A 20,385-nucleotide genomic window follows, 5' to 3' on the forward strand; every position below is an offset into this window, starting at 1 on the left:
GTACGAGTCACTGAAAGTATATTCGGAACCGCCGTATGCGACCCACGCTTGTACGGTGGTGTGAGAGGACGGAGGCTGCGAGGCCTCCTCCTACTCGATTCTGTGAACAATCGAATTCTTTACTAATCCGCTTCTGAAAATTCTCTAAGCGCACTCATTGCGGCTTCAGCTTTGTCTTTCTGAACGAAGATATGGTCGTGATAAAAGCCAGCAATCACGTTGGCGCTAATGCCGTAAGAACCAAGCTTGGTGGCAAAGGCTGCTGTTAATCCAACCGCTTCAAGACTGGAATGTACCGACAATGTAATCAGGCTAAACACACCATCGAAGTCTAGCTGAGCTTTGGTCGCAACTTCTTCTTTCAGAACCAGTGTTAAACCTTCTTTCTCACGAAAAGTCGAGATTGGATTGAGCTGAACATAGTCTGCCAATCCCCCGCCTACAGTACAAAAAACATAGCTCCCGTCGATTAATTCTGGTGACATGGATTTCAGTAGAAGGTCTAGGTCGGTAATGGCAGCCATAGTCAGTTTCCCTGCGTGAATAAGCTAATTGATGATGTATGCAGTCACGATAGAAGCAACTGACAGTTAAGTAAAATTAATGATTTTAATTCTGCATCAGTTTTACTAATGGCAAGTTTTCCTCCTTAGTGATGGCATCGTACTTCTACCAACTTGTCGATTGTTCCATCTCGTCAGATAAATGGTCGATAAAGGCTCTTAACAGCGGTGTGACTTGTTTACGCGTTCCATAAATAGCATGAACACCGAGCGTTTTAGGTTGCCATTCAGAAAGCAGTGGCACTAATAGACCATCACGCATCAAGGTTTCCACTGAAGGGAAGGGCAGTAAACAGATACCGTTGCCTTTGAGTGTGGCAGAAAGCAGAACCTCTGAGGTGTTTGCACTGATATTCCCTTTAATCGGAACCGATTCGAGCCCATTGGGGCCATTGAACGTCCAAGCGGTTTTGCCAAAGTAACTGAACGATAAACAGTTGTGGTGCGCTAGATCTTGGGCTTCTGTGGGTGTGCCTTTCTCTTTTAGATATTGAGGCGATGCGCAAATCACGGAGCGGCATTCACCGATCTGCTTCGCGACAATATTGGGCGTCAGTTCGTTGGTTATGCGAATGGCCAAATCGATGCGTGACTCAACCAGGTTGACGGTCTGATCAGTCGAGATAATGTCGATAGAAACCTCTGGCCATTTGGCGATGAAGCGACTAATTGATTCCATCAAGAAGCTATCGACAATCGAGTAGCTCGCAGTAATACGCAGCTGACCTTTTAAATGCTCTCGGTTTTGGTTTCTGATCCCAGCTAGGGATGTTTCCAGTGCCAAAAGTTCTCTGGCGACCTCAAGTGTTTCTTTACCTGCGCTGGTTAAACTCAAGCTTCGTGTTGTTCTGTGAAGCAAGCGTGTGTCCATCCATGTTTCTAACTCACCCAAATAACGAGTGACCTTGGTTCGTGAGAGATCAAGGTGCTCTGCCGCTGCGCTCAAACTGCCACGTTCCACTATGGTGACAAAGACATTCATTGCCTCGAGTTTATCCATTGTTTTATTGCCTAGAGAATTAAACCGACCTCAGTATATGTCCGAAAACTGCAATAGTTAAAGTCAATTTGATATCTATTTCATCTAAAAACAATCAAATAAGATATTTGGACATTCAACGAGTTGGCAGGTGTTCAACTCCAAGTATCGGAATAAAGCCATGAATACGTTATCGAAAAACCTGTTATTAAAAAGCATGCTTTTAGGAACCATAAGCCTAGGAACCGTGCTGGCATCAAGTGTTGCTTTAGCTGCGGATCTGAACATCACTCACTATAACCCCGGTGAGAACGCGATATTCCCTGCAAGCTCGGTATTGGTTTCGGGTGAGAAAGAAGTGATTCTATTTGACGCACAATTCAGTGTCGCAGACGGACAAAATTTGGTGGAGCAAATCAAAGCCACAGGCAAAAAATTATCGATGGTTTACATCAGCAGCGGCGACCCAGATTACTACTTTGGTTTGGAACCGATAGTTTCGGCATTTCCTAACGTTAAAGTCGTTGCCAGTGAAGCCGTTGTCGCGCATATCAAACGCACCAAAGATGCAAAGCTTGAATACTGGGGGCCTATATTAGAAGGCAACGCGCCCTCTAAGGTGATTGTTCCAATGGTGATGAACGACACAACATTAAGCATCGAAGGTGAAACCATCGAAGTGAAAGAGATAAATACACACCAAGCTTACCTATGGGTTCCGTCTGAAAAAACGGTGTTTGGTGGCGTGTCGGTGTATAGCGGTGTGCATGTATGGATGGCAGATACTGCATCGAAAGAGATTCGTAGCCAGTGGTCACAATCGTTGGAGCGTATGAAAGCACTAGAGCCAGAGGTTGTAATTCCGGGTCACTATTTAGGTGAAATGCCAACAGGAATAAATGCAGTTCACTTCACGAAGGATTATGTGGCTGATATTGAAAAAGCGTTGGCGAGCAAAAGTAATCCAACATCGGTCGAGATCAGTGATTACATGAAGAAAGCCTACCCGAAATTTGAGGCTACGGAAGGCGATTTAGAACTTGGCGCGAAAGTGCTAAGCGGCGAGATGACTTGGCACTAGAGTTGATTATCTCGGTTGTGTCCCAGAACAGTCTGAAGATTGTATGCTATATTTATTGGTGATACACAACTGGAGATATCGATGATCTGGCTTTCAGTGAAAGTACTACAGATTGGACTTGTCTATGGATACAGGAAGTATCAAAAAACGAAAAGAGCTCCAGCTTAGGAGCTCTTTTTTTGTTTCGGAGAGACGACTTTCTATTTCAAGTGAGAAAGAAAATCAGCATTTACCCGGTTTACTGTTAGTAGTCAGATTAGCCTAGTAGCCAGATCCGCCCTGCAACTCAATATCACCAATAAGCGAAAGTATGTTGAAAATAGAACCCATTACTCCTCACATCGGCGCTCGTATTCACGAACTAGAGCTTTCTACATGCAGTGCTGATGAACTCGATAAGGTGTATCAGGCACTTATTGCCCATCAAGTGATCTTTCTCGACGGGCAGACTTTGTCTCCAGAACAACACTTGATGATTGCACAGCGCTTTGGAACGTTAGAACCTGCACATCCTTTCTTCCCTCGCGTGGAAAGTGCGCCACAGGTGAGTGTGATTGAAACAACCCGTGGCAATGCGCCAAAGGAAAGTTATTGGCATACCGACTTAACGTGGCGCAGCTTGCCGTCGAAAGCTTCCCTGTTGCATGCTCAACACATTCCAAGCATTGGTGGTGACACTATCTGGTGTTCTATGACTGCGGTTTTTGAATCTCTACATGAAGATATGAAAGCTAAGTTGAGAGGGTTGTCGGCGACTCATTCGCTTGTGGCCTTTGAAGGTATAGAATCAGAAGACATTGATCTCGATTGGCACAAATCCTTGATTAAAACAGCACAGGAGAATCCGCCAGTGGTTCACTCTGTTGTTCAAGTTCATCCTGAAACGGATAAAGAAACGCTCTGTATCAATGAACAGTTTACTCGTTATATCAACGAACTCGACCGCAAAGAGAGTGATGTTTTACTCAGCCAACTGTTTGAAATTGCGAGACGCCCTGAGTTTCAAGTTCGTTTCAAATGGGACAACGGCTCAATGGCGATCTGGGATAACAGGGTAACGCAACATTACGCAGTGATAGATTACGGGGATACTCCAAGAAAAATGCATCGAGTAACAGTGACATAGCGGTAAGCTGAACACAGTTATCAAAAGAACACCGCGCATGCCCATCCCTGAACCAAGCACTCGTACTTAAATTTAAGCGTCAGCAGGGTGCATCATTCATCTACGCTTAATAATAAAAACAAATGCGTTGGTACATATTTGATTGAAACCTCACTGCTCGGACGTGATGTGTAATATAATCGGCGCCAAAATATAAGTATAAAAACCAAATCATAGAATTAATAAACGTCAGGGCTTAGAGAGCAAAGTATTTCGTATGAACGCGATTCGTAAAGTTTACCAGTACGCAGAACCGAATTTAACCCTCGTGGGTTGGATGGGCTTTGTCGGCTTCCCAATTTACTACATTGTGTGGGAGTTTTTGTTCCCGCAACCCTACGAAAACTTAGCGCTTCGCCTGTTTTGCTCGGTATTGTTCTTTGGCATTATATTTCGCAATCGCGTCCCATTTGAATGGCGAAAATACCTTCCGGCTTATTATCAAGTTGCCGTAACTATCTGTTTGCCAGGTTTCTTCTTCTACATGCTGCTAATGAATAATTGGTCCAACGTTTGGGTTATGTCATTCATGTCGGCTATTTTCCTCCATATTTTATTGGTGCACGTGACGAGAGTGATGTTTGCACAAACCTTTGCCGGTATTGGGATTGCTACCTTGTGCGCTTGGATTGCACAAGGCTTCTACCTCGAACTCACAATGGATTGGACGCATGTGCCAATCTTTTTGTTTATCTACCTATTCGGCAACTTGTTCTACTTCCGCAATCAGGTGGAACATGAAAACAAGGTGTCATTGGCGAAGTCTTTTGGTGCGGGTATTGCCCATGAGATGCGAAACCCTCTAAGCGGATTACTTACCTCTATTGATGTCATGCAGTCCATATTGCCGAACCCTAAAAGTGGCGATCAAAAAGGGCAATATGCGTTAAGCAATGAAGAAGTGATTCAGTTGCGTGAAGTGGGCGATGAAGCGATGGAGATCATTCATTCCGGTAACGAAACGATAGATCTGTTACTGACTTCAATTGATGAAAACCGAGTCTCTCGATCTACGTTTAAGAAGCATTCAGCGCAAGCGGTGGTTGAGGATGCGATAGACAGTTTCAATTACAAGCGCTCTGCTGATAAGTCAGCAATCTCCTTGGATGTGCAGAGTAACTTTGAGTTCTTGGGTAGCGACACCTTGTTGAAATACGTCATGTATAATCTGTTCAAGAATGCGTTCCATCATCGTAGCCCTGAAGATTTTCATATTCATGTCACCATGTGTAGTGATGAAGTGGCCAATCAAATAATGGTTACCGATAACGGATCAGGCATCTCAAATGATGTGATTCGACGCATTTTTCAGGACTTTTATACTACTGGCCAATCGGGTAATTACGGCTTAGGTTTGCCATTTTGTCAGAAGGTAATGCGCTCGTTTGGTGGTGAAATTAAATGTCAGTCTGAAGTGGATCAATGGACACAGTTCACGATGACTTTTCCGTCTTTGTCTTCCCATTCGGTGAAAGAAATCAAGAATGAACTGACTAAACTTAAGACTGTGCTAATGGTGAGTGACCAGAAAGTTCTCACCAATAAAATGACTGAGGTAGCCCGTTTTATGGGGTTTGAGCTCACGGTGTTGGATGTAGCATCAGCGCTTAAAAATAAGGAATACCAGTTCGAATTCGACTTGATATTCGTTGACATGGAGAGCTTGGATTTAAGAGCAAGTTGCCTCGATAGGGTTGAATCTTTACTTTCATTCACTGAAGCTCGAATCATCTATTTGTATGAACATCACCCAATTAAACGTGTCCGAAACGTTGCTTTTGAACCTATTTGGGTGGAAACACAAGTTTGGCTACTGAATACCAAGGCGACCATCGAACGCTTACTTTTCGACTCCAACTATGTGATGCCATCAGTTTCTGTAAAACCGTTAGAGGCTACCAATAAGCGCACGATCATGGTGGTCGATGATAACGAATCTCTGCGCCGATTTACCGCGATGTTATTGGAAAAGCAGGGTTTTGATGTCGTGCAGAAAGAAGATGGGCAACAAGCCTTAGACGCGTTGGACAGCGATGATATTGATTTAATTCTGATGGATATCGAGATGCCAATCATGGACGGTGTTGAAGCTTCTCGTCGAATTCGAAGCGCTAACAAAGCATACTCTTCAGTGCCAATTATTGCTCACACGGGTGACAGTTCTCCCGTTACCTTGGAAAAGATGGAATCATCAGGCATGTCGGACTTTATTGTTAAACCTGCCGATAAAAACCGACTGTTTGATAAAATTGCTCACTGGATTTAGCGGGTGTAATAGTCTGAAGTTCACGGCCATTGGGTAGACATAGATTCAAGAAAGAGCTCAGCGAATTGCTGGGCTCTTTTTGTATCGCGACATGATAGCGTCCATTCAGTCCTGCCGTTGGTGTTGGTTATAAATATGGTTCGAAAAAGGTTACACGAACTCTAACTCGGGGTGATGGTACGCTTCGTGACAAACCGTGAGCACATGGTCAATGTCTCTTGGTGTCATATCGGCATTCACTGAAAAACGGATGATGTTTTTGTTCTTGCCAGTCGCAGGGCGGCAGAATACCGCACCGAACACATCACGTTCTTCTAAGAAGTCACGCACACGTTCAGTGTTTCTTTCATTGCCGCACTCTAGCGCTACAATTTGAGACTCACTGCGGATGTTAAAGCCAATCCGTTTGAGACCGGTAGTAAGCGATTTAGCGCTTTTGAATAAGGCTTCTCGTTTGTCTTCTGCGCCTTTTATTACCTCTAATGTTTTCTCTAAACGAACCACTTCTTGTGGTAACACTGTTGAGCTAAAAATCGCAGGGTACGCCACAAACGGCAAGGTTTTAGACAGTTGTTTAGGGCCAAGGATTGCCCCAGCGCGATAAGCAAAGGTTTTTGCCAAGCTAACGGTGATGAAGTCGACTTGGTTGGTGAGCCCCAATGCTTGCACTAAGCCTGCACCATTCTCTCCATGTGTACCCAGTGAATGGGATTCATCAACGACGACCGCACAATCAAACTCTTGCGCCATTTCGTAGATGTCGCGCAGTGGGGCAATGGTGCCTATTGTGCTGTAAACCGAGTCGACAACAATGACACCTGAGCCGTGGCGCTCTAACTGTTTGCGTAGGTGATTCATATTGTTATGCATAAACGGATGGGCAACTGCGCCGGCAGCCCGAATCCCTTCCCATAGCGACATGTGTGCAAGGAAATCAATATACACAGGTGTGCCCGGTGGGCAGATGGTTTGCAATAGCCCAATATTGGCCGCCCAGCCCGATTGAGAAAGCAAACAGCTCTCCATTCCAACATAGTTCGCAAGCTTAGTTTCGAACGCAGGTTTAGACTGCTCATTTTGTAAGAAAATCGCAGACATCACCACGTTGTCATCGTGCTCACAGATCGCCGCTTGATGGGCTTGTTGGATCTGTTTGTTGTGTGACAGCGCTAAGTAATCATTGCTCTGCATCACAACGGAATTACGCTGGGGGCGTTTACCCAATACTAAATGCTTCTGGCTTTGGTTCTGGGTAATCAGGTCTTGAATATAGAAGTTCAAGCGTTCTTCGATAAAGGAAGGTAGTGGTTTGTTTTTTGTTTTATCACTCATAATAGTTCTCTTCAAATACAGGAAAACGCCAGCGCTGACGGCTGTATATTGACGATAAAAAGTGATGTGTCATTAGCCAAGTTGCATAATTTTGTGGGTGCTTGCAAACTCAGCATTTAAGGGTTTTGAGGCGAGTGGGTTTCCTTACGGTTCGGGGCTTTACCCGAATTAAGATAGGAATAATAGCCTTCTTTTTTATGACAAAAGGCTATTAGAATTCGGCATTCGAAGGCATTTAAAAAAGCGGATTTTGAAAGGCTACGTGCTACGTGCTGTTAGCTGTGAATATGGATAAGCTCGATTAAGGCATCCAATTGCTGCTTGGCTCCACCCTCTAACGAATACCCAATATTGATGCGTAAGCAATTGCTGTAAAGGTCGAGAGTGCTGAACAGGTGTCCAAGCCTAATATCAATGTTCTTCTCGGTAATGCCCTGAGCAAAGGCTGACTGGTTCAAGCTTGGGATTTGCAGCCAAAGCACCATGCCACCTTGTGGATTACTTATCTTCACATCTTGAGGAAGGTGCTGAGCCAAATAACTTAGGTATTGTTGGCGCAAAGACAAGATCTGAGTGCATCTTCTCCTCACGTGCTTAGCGTATTGGCCAGATCCAATAAAGTCAGCAACCGCAAGCTGAGTGGGCAGGGCAACGCCGTAGCTCGCAGCTGAGAACTGAGCCTTGTATTCGTTGATAAACCTGCCCGGCAAGCACCATCCCAAACGGTAACTCGGTGACAAACTTTTCGATACTGATCCACACCATAAGACAAAACCGCCTTTGTCGTAGTATTTCGCGGGGAGCGGCGTGTGTGAGGAGTAGGACAGTTCCAGATACACATCATCTTCCATGATCGGCACTCGATAGTGATTCGCTAATTCAGCCAGTTTCTGCTTTTGAGTGGCTGACATGTTGATCCCTTGAGGGTTCATATGAGAGGTACAAAAGATCGCGGCATCGACTTGTTTATTTTTCAAATGCGCTTCCAGTTGTTGCAAGTCGACACCATCATCTAGAGACGGGATCTCGATGATTTTTCGCGACATTTGTCCGAGCAATTCCAGAATACCGTTGAAACATGGCGAGCTAATAGCGATGGTGTCGCCTTCTTTAGTGCAAGATTCAAGTGCGGCCTTAATCGCAGACATACAGCCAGCCGTAATCACCATCTCTTCAGGTGAAAAGTGCACATCGAGCTTGGCAAAATGAGTGGATAATGCCTGTCGTAAAATCGGCTCACCTTGTGTATCTGGGTAATGGTTAAGCCTGTTGCTCATACGCCTAATAGCGCGACGAAAACTTCGTTCCAGTTCAACGATCGACTGCTCATCATTAGTGGTGCTCGAAACCCCTAAAGGCCCATTGATTGAGTTGTGAGTCGATGAGGTTTGCCTAACGCTGGACACCTTACTCTCAAACTGTGCCCACTCTGGGGTTGAGTGAGATGGTTTGTGAGGCGAGACAAAATACCCCGCTTGCGGTCGAGAATGTATCCAGCCTTGTGATTCCAGTTCTTGGTAACAGCTGACCACGGTCGACATGCTGATGGCTTGTTGTTTGGCCAATTGACGTAGCGAAGGCATGCGTCCGCCTTCCGGTCTTTTGCCGGTTTCTATCTCATCGATAAACTGATTGGCTAGCTTTCTGTAGATACTCATTGTCACGACCGCCATTAACTGTACTGGTTTTTATTGTAAAAATTGTATCTGTACTGGTTTTATTGTTCAAGGGATACTCATTCGAAACAAAGGAGGGGTCAGTATGAAAAGAAATGATTTGTTGTTAGCGGTATTCGTCATGGCGATTTGGGGATTCAACTTCTCGATGATCAAAATGGGTGTGACTAATGTTCATCCGTTGTTAGCAACCGCCGCGCGTTTTTCGCTAGCGGTGATTCCGGTGATATTTTTTGTAGCGAGACCTAATGTCGCTTGGCGCTACTTAGTCAGTTATGGCTTTGTGTTCGGTGTGGGTATTTGGGGGATGGCTTCATGGTCGATCACTGCTGGTTTATCGTCTGGGCTTTCATCGGTCTTACTTTCAACCAACGTATTAATCGGCATGGCGGTTGGCGTGTGGGTGTTCAAGGAGAGTGCTTCCGTTCGTAAGTTATTGGGTGCGATGCTAGCCATGTGTGCGTTGGCGGTATTGGTATCAGCAGCTACGGGTAATGTCACCGTTAATGGCGTGATCTTGATTATGATTGCGGCGTGCAGTTGGACCTTGATGGGCGTGATTGTTAAGGCATCTAAAACCACTCAAGCATTTGCATTTAATGTCTGGGGGATGTTGTTTGCTCCGGTGCCATTGGTGCTATTTGCAGTGATGCTACACGGTGACCAAATAATCTGGCAGGGCATCGAACAGTGGGATTGGAACACGACGATTGCGGTGCTGTTTCAAGCTTACCCAACCACGCTATTTGGTTATTGGGTATGGAATAAGCTGCTAATCCAATACCCTTTAAGCATGACCGCGCCGTTAACCTTGTTAGTGCCTATCTTCGCATTGATCAGTGGTTACTTTATGTATGATGAGGTGCTGTCTGTGGCTCAGGTTGTTGCATCAGTACTGTTTCTCGTCGGGATTGGTTTGATTGTGAAACCTGCGAATACAACGAATACCACAGCGACACAAACACTTGCTGAACAAAAGTGATTGAAGAAAACTGATATTGCATAAGCAGCTTTGAATGACAAATAAGACCTCGCACTTGTGAGGTCTTATTCTATGTCGAAGAAGTGAAGTTATTTAAATAACCAACTTACTAAGCAATCAACTAACCATACACGCAAGTAACTGGCTCTCAAGATCATATTCTATTTCTAGACCGATCATTTCTATTCTGATTTCGATACACTCATCGAGTTCTGATTCCGTCAAGCCATCCTCTGTTAAGTTGTAACCGAAAACCTCAAAAGAACATAGGCTTTTATAAGTGAATTCGAATTAAATTCTGAAATGATACAAATCTTATATTTAATAACGCTTATTTAGTAACCTTTGTTGAGTCCCATATCAAATCAAGTGGCTGATTTTATTGGGTATCGGAGAAAAGTCTCAAAAATTATTATTTAGTTAGCTAAAGTTTTAAATTCTATTAATGGTTGTTTGCATGGAATATAACTCCATTTCGTTACTGTTGAGTAGATGGTTTTTAGCTATATATGTGAAATTTGAAGCGAGTTATCTTTCTGATTTGAAAGAATAATTAAATAGTTAAGATAAAAAAGTTGGCGAAAATCAGAAGCTTGGCATACACTTTCCTTGTAAATGACCTTATCTCATTGATTGAATAGGGTAAATGCTTTGGCGCTACTGGCGATGGTAGCAATGTTTAACATAGCTTTGAGGAAAGTTTTATGGCACTCACGAAGGCCGATTTGGCTGAGAACCTGTTTGAGACACTCGGATACAGCAAGCGGGATGCCAAGGAAACGGTTGAAGTGTTTTTCGAAGAAGTTCGTAAAGCACTCGAAAATGGCGAACAGGTAAAACTGTCTGGTTTTGGTAATTTTGATCTTCGCGAGAAAAACGAGCGACCTGGTCGTAACCCGAAAACTGGTGAAGACATTCCAATTTCTGCTCGACGTGTTGTTACTTTCAGACCGGGACAAAAACTAAAGGCCCGCGTTGAAAATATTAAAATCGAGAAGTAGCCAAGCAATAGACCACGCCTAGCGTGGTCTTTTTGTATCTGCATAGAGTTTAAGCTAAACGCATTTCTTTAATTTTTAGTAACCTTTCTCAAACTCCATCTATTTACTGTCCGGTAAGAACTTGCTTTAGATGCGAAAACAGAGGCTAGGCCTCTGACTTTGAATCTTCACTCTAAAGGGCTTGTTGAACCTTACTTGCGATGTCTTCAGACACCCAAGGCTTCCATACCTGTGGTGAGCTTTCTAGAAAGTAATACATGGCTTCTTCGGCGTCGGCTTGGTTGTCTTCCATCCAGGCCAGCAACTCACTCATTTGTTTATTGGTAAAACCACGCTTTTCAAAGTATTGGTAGGCAAGAGGTTCGTTATTAGCAAAGGCTTCTGTGGTGATTGTGTGAACCGGTGCTGGTGGATACATGGTCACTTTAGGAGATTCACAATCAGGTTGTGTCGTACAGTTACGGAATTCCTCAGTGTCAGTACCACTTCCGAAATCAACCTTCACCATTTCATACTTACCTAGCACAGGCGTAGGCGACCAGTAATATCCAAACCATGCTTTTTTGCGTTCGTAAGCTTTCGCTATCGTACCTGCTAAAGCGGCGCCTGAGCCGGGATCAACCATTTCAAAATTGTGATCTTCTAACTTAAGCGCATCGAACAGGTGACCGGAGGTAATCTGACAAGTCCAACCCGCAGGGCAGCTATAAAACGCAAACTTCTCATCATCTTCTGGGTGTTCAAACAGCTTTGCGTTTTTAATCACACCTTCAATGGTTGTAAGCTCTGGGTACTGTTCAACAAGGTAGTTTGGTACCCAGAAACCTTCTTCACCGCCGTTGACCCAAGACTTGCCCGCGTAACGTAGACGCTTATCCGCAACACCCTTATCCAACGCTTCTTTGATGCCATTAGTCCAAAGCTCTGGCGCAACATCAGGTTGACCTTTTTCAATCATTGACGTGCCCGTAGGGACGCTATCACCGGGGATTAAGTCCGCTTCACAGCCGTAGCCGTTATTCAAAATGAATTGGTCGACATGAGCAATAGGCTCGCCGAGTTCCAGTTCATGTCTGCAATGGTGATCTTTCCGCATTCGTCAGCACTAGCGTGTACAGAAAACGCAGCAAGTAGCGCGATGGAAAGCATGGATTTGTTATTCTGCATTGACGTAATTCCTTTTCTTGTCAGAAGCTTATTCGCTATAGAAACAGAAATGTTCGACGGAGAAAAGAGACTGAGATCTAAATTTAAACGATCTGATTATTTGGGATAGGAAGTGGAGAGGCTACTCAACAAGTACTAAAAAGGGCTGCGAGTGCAGCCCTTGTGATGTTTATTGGAATAGCCTATCTATGTGTTAAGCCGCTTTAATGTGCGTTGTAATGTACGGTTGCCATGCTTGTTGGTAAAGCTCTAAAGATTGGCGTCGTAGGCTATTGATTTGTGCCGCTTCGATATCGTTGATTGGGCGGTGTTCTGCAATTGCGTGACGCTCAATGCCTTGGATAATTTCGTACAGCTCGTGCTCAGGACCACTTTTCACGTCAGCAATCGCTTTTAAGTGAAGTTGAACCTCTGCAATGATGTTGGTTTTAGGCAAACGAACCAACAAGTTAAGGTCACGGTAACCAGAGTCAGCCGGCGATTTAAACTTATTTTTCAGCTTAACAACGTCTGCTTCACGGCTTAGCGCTTCGTAAACTTCAACCAAGCTCTCTACATCGTTCGCGATGATAGTTGCACGGGCTAAGTCGGTAATTTTTGTCACATCACCATCAAGCTCAAGGGCGATTTTTTCTTCTGCGCGAGCTTGAGATTTAACGCCAGCAAATAGCGCTTCAGAATTGGTGAGTAGGGCAGTACTTTTACAGATAGTTTCTAGTTCAGCTTGGCCTTGATGCGCTTTGCTGTACAAAATATCGAAGTCGGTGTAAAGCTGAGTCGGGCGTGAGTCGAAGGCTTTGATGCCGTAAAGGCCGCTCAAACTATGACGGAATACGTTTGAAGATACTTGGTTTTGCGCAGGAGTGCGCGTTTGATCTGTTGAACTTGTTGAAACAGGTGCTGCTGCGAATGCAGGCGCTCGGCTCAATACCAAAAGCATTAGGGCCGTCGTACGGAGAAATACACTCATTCAAACTCCAAAATACAAGGTTACAAAAAACGGGTAGTCAAAAGGGGTAACCAGTAACGCAAAAGAGTAAAAACAGCTTAACTAAACTCACTACATATTTAATGGGGCTAGCTAAGACAGAAACCAACTCTAACGTTTAATATTGCTTTAAAATGTGAAGATATAGACAAATAATCCAACCGTTAGTTCCGCAATTATCAGAACTTTGAACTTAGCCAGTTTCTGATTTTATCGAAATCAATTTAGTACTTTAAACCAAGCTAAGGTTGCTCTTACCTCTCTATACTGTACCCTTGCATTATGACTGTTTAACATGAACGAAAGATGAATAATCCTGAATTTTGGCACAATAAATGGGCAGCCAACCAAATTGGTTTCCACCTCGAAGATGTAAACCCACTTCTGATTAAATTTTGGGAAAATACTGAGCCTAGCTACGAGAAGAGTGTGTTTGTTCCACTTTGTGGCAAAAGTGAAGATCTGATTTGGCTAGCTTCAAAGCATGAAGAGGTTCAAGGTGTCGAGTTAAGCCAGATTGCGGTTCGCGCATTTTTTGCAGAGCACCTTTATACCCCGACTGTGACTCAAATTAGCGGTCAGCACGAGCTCTACCAATTCGATGAATTGAGTGTTTACACGGGAGACTACTTCACAGCGCCTATTCAGCCTGTTGACATTATTTATGATCGCGCGTCTTTAGTCGCATTGCCTGAAGAGATGCGAGTGCAGTACGTAGAGCGCTTAAAACAACTGCTGAAACCGGGTGGTAAGATTCTTTTGGTAACACTGGATTACGACCAAAACGAAATGGCTGGGCCTCCGTTTAGCGTGCCTAAGCTAGAAATCGATCAGTTGTTCGCAGGTTATAAGATCACATTGTTGAATCAGGACATCGCAGACGATGAACATCCGAAGATTGCTAAGAAAGGCTTGTCTCGCTTCTGTGAAGAAGTGTATTTGATTGAGTCAGACGCTTAAGTTCAGTCTGCTTAGTTAAGCGAACAGATAACACCAACAAAAAGACGGGCTCGATAGCCCGTCTTTTTATGGTTCAGATTTGAACTCGTGATTGTTCAGAATTGAATAGCAGGTTAGTAAATCACTTTTACTTTTGACGCGCTCTCAATGGCATCTTCAATCGCTGTTTCTGTGCTGTTACGACGAGTCAGCGCCACACCTAAACGACGGCGACCATCGATATCAGGCTTACCAAACAGGCGAACTTGTGTTTGTGGTGCGTCTAGCGCCTCTGTAAGACCTTCAAAACGAATGTTAGTTGAAGTGCCTTGGCCTAGAATAACCGCTGATGCACAAGGGCCGTATTGCGTGATGGATTTGATCGGCATACCCGTAAAGGCTCGTACGTGCAGTGCGAATTCCGATGAGTCTTGAGACATCAATGTTACTAGGCCTGTATCGTGTGGGCGAGGGGATACTTCGTTGAAGATAACGTGATCGCCTTTAACAAACAGCTCGACACCAAAGATACCGTGGCCACCTAGTGCATTAACCACTTGTTCAGCCGTGTATTGCGCGGCTTTAAGTGCGTTGTCTGACATCACTTGTGGCTGCCATGATTCGCGGTAATCACCGTCTTCTTGGCGGTGACCGATAGGCGCACAGAAGTGAACACCGTCGACTGCGCGAACGGTAAGTAGCGTAATTTCGTAATCGAAGTCGATGAAGCCTTCAACGATTACACGACCCGCGCCAGTACGACCGCCTTCTTGTGCGTAGTCCCAAGACTTCTGAATGTCTTCCTTTGTTTTGATAACGCTTTGGCCTTTACCTGAAGAGCTCATTACTGGCTTAACAACGCAAGGCATGCCCACGAATTCAACAGCGGAAGCGAAGTCTTCAAAGGTGTCTGCAAAGCGGTAAGGTGAAGTGCTCAGTTTGAGTTCTTCTGCGGCTAGACGACGGATACCTTCGCGGTTCATCGTTAGCTTGGTCGCATTCGCAGTTGGAACGACATTTAAGCCTTGCGCTTCTAGCTCTACCAACTTGCTGGTGGCAATAGCTTCAATTTCAGGAACCACATAATCTGGCTTTTCTAGTTCAATGATCGCTTGAAGTGCATCGCCGTCTAACATGTCTAATACATGGCTACGATGCGCAACTTGCATCGCTGGTGCGTCTGCATAACGGTCACAAGCAATAACTTCCAAACCTAAACGTTGGCACTCGATAGCAACTTCTTTGCCGAGTTCACCTGAACCTAATAGAAGTACACGAGTAGCATTTTCACGAGTAGCAGTACCAAACATAGAAATTCCTTCCGATCTTTTGAACGATTGATTGAAAACGGGGTGATCATACTTATTTTAATGACAAAAGCAAACGTTTGCGCAAGTTGTTGCTTTAATTACAGGCATAAAAAAAGCAGCCCTGTTAATTAGGGCTGCTTATTTAAATTTTTGTTAATTATATGTACTTAGATTGCTAAGTAAGTCACTGGAATGTCGGGATTAATCGCTTCTAATGTAGATTGCGTATCCGCTAGGTGACTGATGCTACCTTCTGCGATTTCAACCAAAGCAGCACTTTCAATTTGTTCGAAATCGAAGCCGGCCAGTTTAAGTTGAATCAACGCCACTTGTAGAGGAGGTAAGCTTGGGTTGAACGCTGCGTTTTCAGCGTAAGCACCGGTGAAAACCTCACCCGACGTCAGTTGTAGTGAAACACCACTTAGGTTTTTGGTGTAAGGAGCATGGCTGCGGTTTAGTGCTGCTACCGCTTCTACAACAATAGGCGTTGTTTCTTCGGTCGTGTATTTATGATCAAGTTTTGTCATTAAGCCAGTTGTTACACCTAAATCAGCAGGGCCGAACGAGTCTGGCAGATACTCTTGCAGAGACATTTCATCACGTTGTGGCAGCTGAACTTTAAGTTCTTTTGCTGTTGTCAGTTCGTTCATGAATTGACGACAGTGACCACAAGGACTGAAGTTTATGGTGATATCTGAGATACCTAGTTCGCCTTTCATCCAAGCGTGGCTGATTGCAGATTGCTCAGCGTGAACGGTTTGACCAAGTTGAGCACCAGCGATTTCAAGGTTTGCACCAAAATACAGAGTACCAGACAAACCACGCACGATTGCACCAACATAAAAGTCAGATAACGGAGCGTAAGAATACGCTGCGGCAAAAGGAAGTAGCGCAATACGTAGCTCGTCATCCGCTAGACCACTTGCTTGCAGTAGGCTAGCAAATTGTTCTGGAGACAATGTCGCGTCAAAGTTGTCTGCTAATACGATGTCACTCAAAAGCGCTTTCATTGATGATGGAGCACTTTCCAGCGCCAGGGTAATACGACTGTTCATGTTGAATCCTTAATTGACCTTAGGCTTTAAGTTTATGCATTGCTCAGGAATTTTCTGTGATAAAGATCACTATTAAATTGTTGTTGTTACATTGGTTTGCATAATTAGAGTGAGGTCACACTTGAAATCGATTACAAGAGCCATTTATACAGCTGATATCGCACTTATTGCTCGTAAAAGACCGTGACTTGACTGCTATTGCTAAATAAATGTGAATAAAAAGCCCAAACAGACACTGTAATAAACAGCATTCTGGTTGGGCTGAATCGCGTAGTGATCGTTTAGGTTAAGAGTAGAACCAAACCACGAGCGAAAATATACTCGGTGCGATGATTGAGGTAATGACGCCACAAAGCACAAGAGCCAAAGAACTGAATGCTGCATCTTCCTGATTCTTTTCCGCACAAGTCGCGGTGCCTAAAGCGTGAGACACGGTACCCATGGTTAAACCACGGGCGATCGGGCTCTTAATACCAATGAGGTTGTAGATTGGGTAAGCAAAAATTGCCCCAAATAGACCCACAATCAATACCAGTATTGCCGCAATCGCTGCTTCACCACCTAAATGGCTCGATACTTCCATTGCAATTGGCGTGGTGACTGATTTGCCTAACAAGCTCGCAATCAAAGTTAAGTCCGCTTTAAATGCTACTGCGATCACTGCCGTTGTTGTCATCGACATCACACTGCCTAGCGTGCACGCAAAGGTAATGATGCGCCAGTTGGCTCTGATTTGAGGTAGCTGCTCATAAAGTGGGTAAGCAAGTGCAACAACCGCAGGCTGCAGCATGTAGGTAATCCAAGTGTTGTCAGCATAGTAAGTCTCAAACGGTACTCTAAAGAACGTGAGAATCGGAATGATGATACCAATGCTGATAAGCAGGGGGTTACACAGCGGCGAGTTTACTTTTTGACTTACCCAGCGAGCAAATAGGAATACCACGATGGTGAGTAGAATCCACATGATCAGTTACCTCTCGAAAGCAAGCGGTCTAAGAACCATGATAAGGATACTAACACCAATAATGTGCCACCAACGGCGCTCGCCATAATTGGCAATGCGTTCGCGATGAGCATGTCGAAGTGATCTATCAACCCAACACTGATCGGAACAAACAGTAAGATCATTAGGCGGATAATCAAGCTTGCGCCGGGTTGTACCCAGTGCGAAGGAACAATACCAATCACCATGGCGGCAAACAGAATCAACATGCCAAAAATACTGCCAGGGATTGAGGTATCCAAAAAGTGCTGTAACGCGTTACCTGCTGTAAGTGCACCTATGATTAAGGTGAAGGAGATTAAGCAGTAAACCAGTTGGATCAATCTTTCTTTCAAAGTGTTACGTCTCTTGATAATGGAATTAGCTAGCTAACTTTTCTACGTATTGATAAACCGCCTTCAAGATAGCCATTTTCTTCTCGTCGCTTTCATGTTCATGCGCGAGGTTTTCAAGGTTTAGCATGTACTCTTCTAAACGGCTTTCATAAAACTCACGACAATGGTTCGCCCATTTCAATTGCTCAGCTTCGTCGAGCGTCCATGGGAAGTTACGCGCACGGTAACGGAACAGTAACGGTTTAATTCGTTCGTCACTGAAGGTGATATCCAAAGCCGCCAAGTTGTTCGGGTCAGTTTCGCGAATGATTTTCATCGCTGTTTTATCAGCAGGTGAAAAGAAACCGTCGTAAAGGTGTGTATCAACATCATCACTCTTTTCGTACTCGCGCTCTTGTGAATACAGGCCGATCAGTTTTTCGCGGATCTCTGGGTGTTCGCGCAGCAGTGCCAAGTTTTTCAGGCATTGTTGGCGATCGATACCGATGGTTTCAGCATTTTCAGCCGTTAGCGTTTTGGCTGGAGCAAGAATAGGGCACTTGTTTAGCTGAACCAATTTGATGGGTACGGGTAGTTCGTCTTCACCCAGTTCACTGCGTTTGGTATAGAGCCTTTCTCTGAGTTCATCAGCGTCCAGTTCTAACAGTGGGCTTGGATCTTTGGCTAAATCAACCACGATAACCGCATTTTGATTGGTTGGGTGCCAAGCCATAGGCACAATCCAGCTGGTGTAGTTGCAGTCACGGCCAAACATGCCCGAAACGTGCATTAATGGTGTCATGTTTACGATATCAACCAGATCATTCAACTTACGCTTATGACGCATGTTGTAAAGGTAATCGAACATCTTAGGTTGCGCAGCTTTCAGCTTCTTCGCTAACTCGATGGTCGCAATAACATCGGCCATCGCATCGTGCGCGTTCTCATGTTCAATGCCGTTTGCCACAGATAGGTGTTCCAGTTTGAAGCTTGGATAACCTTCTTCGTTCTCTGGCCAAACAATGCCTTCAGGGCGCAGTGCGTGAACAGCGCGCATTACATCTAATAAATCCCAACGCGAGTTGCCGTTCTGCCAGCTCCACGCATATGGGTCGATGAAGTTTCGGTAGCAGGTGTAACGCGTTACCTCGTCATCGAATCGAATACTGTTGTAGCCAAGGCTTGTGGTGTTTGGTTTGGCTAACTCAGCATGGATCTTAGCGATAAACTCTGGTTCAGGAAGACCTTGTGAAGCCGCTTTTTGTGGTGTGATACGGGTGATCAGTGCAGCTTCAGGCGCAGGGAGGTAATCAGCGGGAGGTTGGCAATAGATAACCAGAGGCTCTCCAATAACATTGAAATCTTGGTCGGTACGAACACCCGCAAACTGACTCGGACGGTCTTTTGCTGGGCTAACGCCCCATGTTTCGTAATCGAAAAAGAAGTAGGTTGGCTGATTATCTGAACTCATTGAATTTCCTGAACAGCAAGCGCGGAACGTTTACTGTGGCTGAAGGTTAGTTTTGTTCAGTATCTGATAGTATGCGGTACGCGTGCAACCCAGATCACAAATAAATTGCCGGAAAACGGTGCTTTACTATTCAATCGAGTCAGTGGGGAAGGTTTTGAAACCAATTGAGGCGGTTTCTTAGTTAATACAATCTGTCTATCGTCCGTTTAATCCGATGGAGGCGAGAGTATCAACTGGACTTTCTGCTTCATGGTTAACTCTCGGTTCTTCAAATCTTTGAATATGGCCTTCCATTCTTGAAAGGTGACCACTATCGGATTAAAACTGTTCACGGGTTTGGTGACGCCATAACGTACAGTTTCAACTTCAGGTTCGAATGTACCAAATAACTTATCCCAGATAATAAGAACGCCGGCGTAGTTCTTATCGATGTATTGCGGGTTTTTGCCGTGATGTACTCGATGATGCGAAGGGGTATTAAAGATGTATTCAAGTGGCCCCAAGCTTCGTATCCATTGTGTATGGACGAAGAACTGCAAACCTAGATTGAGAAGCACCACAAAGATGACCCACTTAGGGGCAAAACCTATGATGACCAACGGTATCCAGAAAAGCCACATCCCAGCAAGTGGATACATTAAGCTTTGACGGAAAGCCGTACTGAAGTTCATGCTTTCTGAACTGTGGTGTGCCACGTGTGCTGCCCACATCCAGCGAACACGATGGCTTGCTCTGTGGAACCAGTAATAGCAAAAGTCTTGCAACACCATCAATACAACAAAACTCAGCACGCCCATTTCAATGTCCATTAAGCGCCAGCCGAATAGCCAAAGATACAGCTGCACGACCAATAACCCGGTGAGCAAATCGGAGAGTTGATGCATTCCCGCCAGCGTGAAATTACACATCACTTCTGAAAGCTTATAGCTGGAGTTATCAGGCAGTCGACCTTGCTTCTGACCGATAAAATACTCAGCCAACATGCACACCACGAACAAGGGCGCTAATACCAGCAGTAGCCATTCTGGGTAATTGATTAATGCGTCGATATTCATGTTTTATCCTTGTTGAGACGCCATACGCGTTCTTAGTA

General features: G+C 44.6%; 17 protein-coding genes and 2 pseudogenes. 6 read left to right on the forward strand and 13 right to left on the reverse strand.

Features of this window, described 5'->3' with window-relative positions; translation table 11 throughout:
* Positions 1-122 precede the first annotated feature (122 nt).
* Positions 123-524 (reverse strand): ACT domain-containing protein, encoded by a 402-nt coding sequence (locus F0229_RS20495; RefSeq protein WP_102547849.1) that lies wholly within the window; start codon positions 522-524, stop codon positions 123-125.
* 145 nt (positions 525-669) lie between these two features.
* Complete coding sequence (locus F0229_RS20500) at positions 670-1,563, reverse strand: LysR family transcriptional regulator (RefSeq protein ID WP_017059121.1); 894 nt, start codon at positions 1,561-1,563, stop codon at positions 670-672.
* A 160-nt stretch (positions 1,564-1,723) separates the two neighbouring features.
* Here F0229_RS20500 and F0229_RS20505 point away from each other — a divergent pair, with 160 nt between their 5' ends.
* The 3 genes from F0229_RS20505 (at position 1,724) to F0229_RS20515 (ending at position 6,054) form a co-directional block, all read left to right on the forward strand.
* Positions 1,724-2,623 carry a Vmh family MBL fold metallo-hydrolase gene (locus F0229_RS20505; RefSeq protein ID WP_171733579.1) on the forward strand — a complete coding sequence of 300 codons (900 nt, stop codon included), beginning with the start codon at positions 1,724-1,726 and terminating at the stop codon, positions 2,621-2,623.
* Positions 2,624-2,933: 310 nt separating this feature from the next.
* Positions 2,934-3,749 carry a TauD/TfdA family dioxygenase gene (locus F0229_RS20510; RefSeq protein ID WP_017059123.1) on the forward strand — a complete coding sequence of 272 codons (816 nt, stop codon included), beginning with the start codon at positions 2,934-2,936 and terminating at the stop codon, positions 3,747-3,749.
* A 256-nt stretch (positions 3,750-4,005) separates the two neighbouring features.
* Positions 4,006-6,054: a response regulator gene (locus F0229_RS20515; RefSeq protein ID WP_171733580.1), complete on the forward strand. Its 2,049-nt coding sequence runs from the start codon at positions 4,006-4,008 to the stop codon at positions 6,052-6,054.
* A 150-nt stretch (positions 6,055-6,204) separates the two neighbouring features.
* On the opposite strand, the gene cqsA is transcribed toward F0229_RS20515, so the two are convergent.
* On the reverse strand, positions 6,205-7,386 hold the full coding sequence (cqsA, locus tag F0229_RS20520; RefSeq protein WP_171733581.1) for an alpha-hydroxyketone-type quorum-sensing autoinducer synthase: 1,182 nt from the start codon (positions 7,384-7,386) through the stop codon (positions 6,205-6,207).
* 275 nt (positions 7,387-7,661) lie between these two features.
* On the reverse strand, positions 7,662-9,044 hold the full coding sequence (locus F0229_RS20525; RefSeq protein WP_171733582.1) for a PLP-dependent aminotransferase family protein: 1,383 nt from the start codon (positions 9,042-9,044) through the stop codon (positions 7,662-7,664).
* A gap of 103 nt (positions 9,045-9,147) precedes the next feature.
* On the opposite strand from F0229_RS20525, the gene F0229_RS20530 reads away from it, so the two are divergent.
* Entirely contained in the window at positions 9,148-10,044 is an 897-nt protein-coding gene (locus tag F0229_RS20530; protein ID WP_171733583.1) for an EamA family transporter, read from the forward strand.
* Positions 10,045-10,161: 117 nt separating this feature from the next.
* Here F0229_RS20530 and F0229_RS21940 read toward each other — a convergent pair.
* Positions 10,162-10,299 (reverse strand): annotated as a pseudogene (locus F0229_RS21940) (GTP-binding protein); the annotation flags it as partial.
* Positions 10,300-10,748: 449 nt separating this feature from the next.
* On the opposite strand from F0229_RS21940, the gene ihfA reads away from it, so the two are divergent.
* Positions 10,749-11,045 (forward strand): integration host factor subunit alpha, encoded by a 297-nt coding sequence (gene ihfA, locus F0229_RS20535; RefSeq protein ID WP_004734853.1) that lies wholly within the window; start codon positions 10,749-10,751, stop codon positions 11,043-11,045.
* A 172-nt stretch (positions 11,046-11,217) separates the two neighbouring features.
* On the opposite strand, the pseudogene F0229_RS20540 reads toward ihfA, so the two are convergent.
* Positions 11,218-12,212 (reverse strand): annotated as a pseudogene (locus tag F0229_RS20540) (ABC transporter substrate-binding protein).
* A gap of 193 nt (positions 12,213-12,405) precedes the next feature.
* Complete coding sequence (locus F0229_RS20545) at positions 12,406-13,182, reverse strand: RelA/SpoT domain-containing protein (RefSeq protein WP_171733584.1); 777 nt, start codon at positions 13,180-13,182, stop codon at positions 12,406-12,408.
* 324 nt (positions 13,183-13,506) lie between these two features.
* On the opposite strand from F0229_RS20545, the gene F0229_RS20550 reads away from it, so the two are divergent.
* Entirely contained in the window at positions 13,507-14,160 is a 654-nt protein-coding gene (locus F0229_RS20550; RefSeq protein ID WP_171733585.1) for a thiopurine S-methyltransferase, read from the forward strand.
* Positions 14,161-14,273: 113 nt separating this feature from the next.
* Here F0229_RS20550 and purT read toward each other — a convergent pair whose 3' ends face one another.
* The 6 genes from purT to F0229_RS20580 form a co-directional block, all read right to left on the reverse strand.
* The gene (purT, locus tag F0229_RS20555; RefSeq protein ID WP_171733586.1) at positions 14,274-15,449 is read right to left on the reverse strand and encodes a formate-dependent phosphoribosylglycinamide formyltransferase; all 1,176 of its coding nucleotides are present in this window, start codon (positions 15,447-15,449) and stop codon (positions 14,274-14,276) included.
* A gap of 167 nt (positions 15,450-15,616) precedes the next feature.
* Positions 15,617-16,504, reverse strand: a complete 888-nt coding sequence (gene cdd, locus F0229_RS20560) for a cytidine deaminase (RefSeq protein ID WP_171733587.1) — start codon at positions 16,502-16,504, stop codon at positions 15,617-15,619.
* Between the two features lie 286 nt (positions 16,505-16,790).
* Positions 16,791-17,468: an LrgB family protein gene (locus tag F0229_RS20565; RefSeq protein WP_017059134.1), complete on the reverse strand. Its 678-nt coding sequence runs from the start codon at positions 17,466-17,468 to the stop codon at positions 16,791-16,793.
* 2 nt (positions 17,469-17,470) lie between these two features.
* Positions 17,471-17,842: a CidA/LrgA family protein gene (locus tag F0229_RS20570; protein WP_171733588.1), complete on the reverse strand. Its 372-nt coding sequence runs from the start codon at positions 17,840-17,842 to the stop codon at positions 17,471-17,473.
* Between the two features lie 25 nt (positions 17,843-17,867).
* Complete coding sequence (gene sbcB / locus F0229_RS20575; RefSeq protein WP_171733589.1) at positions 17,868-19,292, reverse strand: exodeoxyribonuclease I; 1,425 nt, start codon at positions 19,290-19,292, stop codon at positions 17,868-17,870.
* A gap of 206 nt (positions 19,293-19,498) precedes the next feature.
* Complete coding sequence (locus tag F0229_RS20580) at positions 19,499-20,347, reverse strand: sterol desaturase family protein (RefSeq protein WP_171733590.1); 849 nt, start codon at positions 20,345-20,347, stop codon at positions 19,499-19,501.
* Positions 20,348-20,385: the final 38 nt, after the last annotated feature.

The sequence above is a fragment of the Vibrio sp. AIC-3 genome (genome assembly GCF_013114515.1).
Lineage (GTDB): Bacteria > Pseudomonadota > Gammaproteobacteria > Enterobacterales > Vibrionaceae > Vibrio > Vibrio crassostreae_C.

Coding starts and splice junctions, on each gene's coding strand:
- F0229_RS20495 (WP_102547849.1), bottom strand. CDS start 524: ATGGCTGCCATTACCGACCTAGACCTTCTACTGAAATCCATGTCACCA.
- F0229_RS20500 (WP_017059121.1), bottom strand. CDS start 1,563: ATGGATAAACTCGAGGCAATGAATGTCTTTGTCACCATAGTGGAACGT.
- F0229_RS20505 (WP_171733579.1), top strand. CDS start 1,724: ATGAATACGTTATCGAAAAACCTGTTATTAAAAAGCATGCTTTTAGGA.
- F0229_RS20510 (WP_017059123.1), top strand. CDS start 2,934: ATGTTGAAAATAGAACCCATTACTCCTCACATCGGCGCTCGTATTCAC.
- F0229_RS20515 (WP_171733580.1), top strand. CDS start 4,006: ATGAACGCGATTCGTAAAGTTTACCAGTACGCAGAACCGAATTTAACC.
- cqsA (WP_171733581.1), bottom strand. CDS start 7,386: ATGAGTGATAAAACAAAAAACAAACCACTACCTTCCTTTATCGAAGAA.
- F0229_RS20525 (WP_171733582.1), bottom strand. CDS start 9,044: ATGAGTATCTACAGAAAGCTAGCCAATCAGTTTATCGATGAGATAGAA.
- F0229_RS20530 (WP_171733583.1), top strand. CDS start 9,148: ATGAAAAGAAATGATTTGTTGTTAGCGGTATTCGTCATGGCGATTTGG.
- ihfA (WP_004734853.1), top strand. CDS start 10,749: ATGGCACTCACGAAGGCCGATTTGGCTGAGAACCTGTTTGAGACACTC.
- F0229_RS20545 (WP_171733584.1), bottom strand. CDS start 13,182: ATGAGTGTATTTCTCCGTACGACGGCCCTAATGCTTTTGGTATTGAGC.
- F0229_RS20550 (WP_171733585.1), top strand. CDS start 13,507: ATGAATAATCCTGAATTTTGGCACAATAAATGGGCAGCCAACCAAATT.
- purT (WP_171733586.1), bottom strand. CDS start 15,449: ATGTTTGGTACTGCTACTCGTGAAAATGCTACTCGTGTACTTCTATTA.
- cdd (WP_171733587.1), bottom strand. CDS start 16,504: ATGAACAGTCGTATTACCCTGGCGCTGGAAAGTGCTCCATCATCAATG.
- F0229_RS20565 (WP_017059134.1), bottom strand. CDS start 17,468: ATGTGGATTCTACTCACCATCGTGGTATTCCTATTTGCTCGCTGGGTA.
- sbcB (WP_171733589.1), bottom strand. CDS start 19,292: ATGAGTTCAGATAATCAGCCAACCTACTTCTTTTTCGATTACGAAACA.
- F0229_RS20580 (WP_171733590.1), bottom strand. CDS start 20,347: ATGAATATCGACGCATTAATCAATTACCCAGAATGGCTACTGCTGGTA.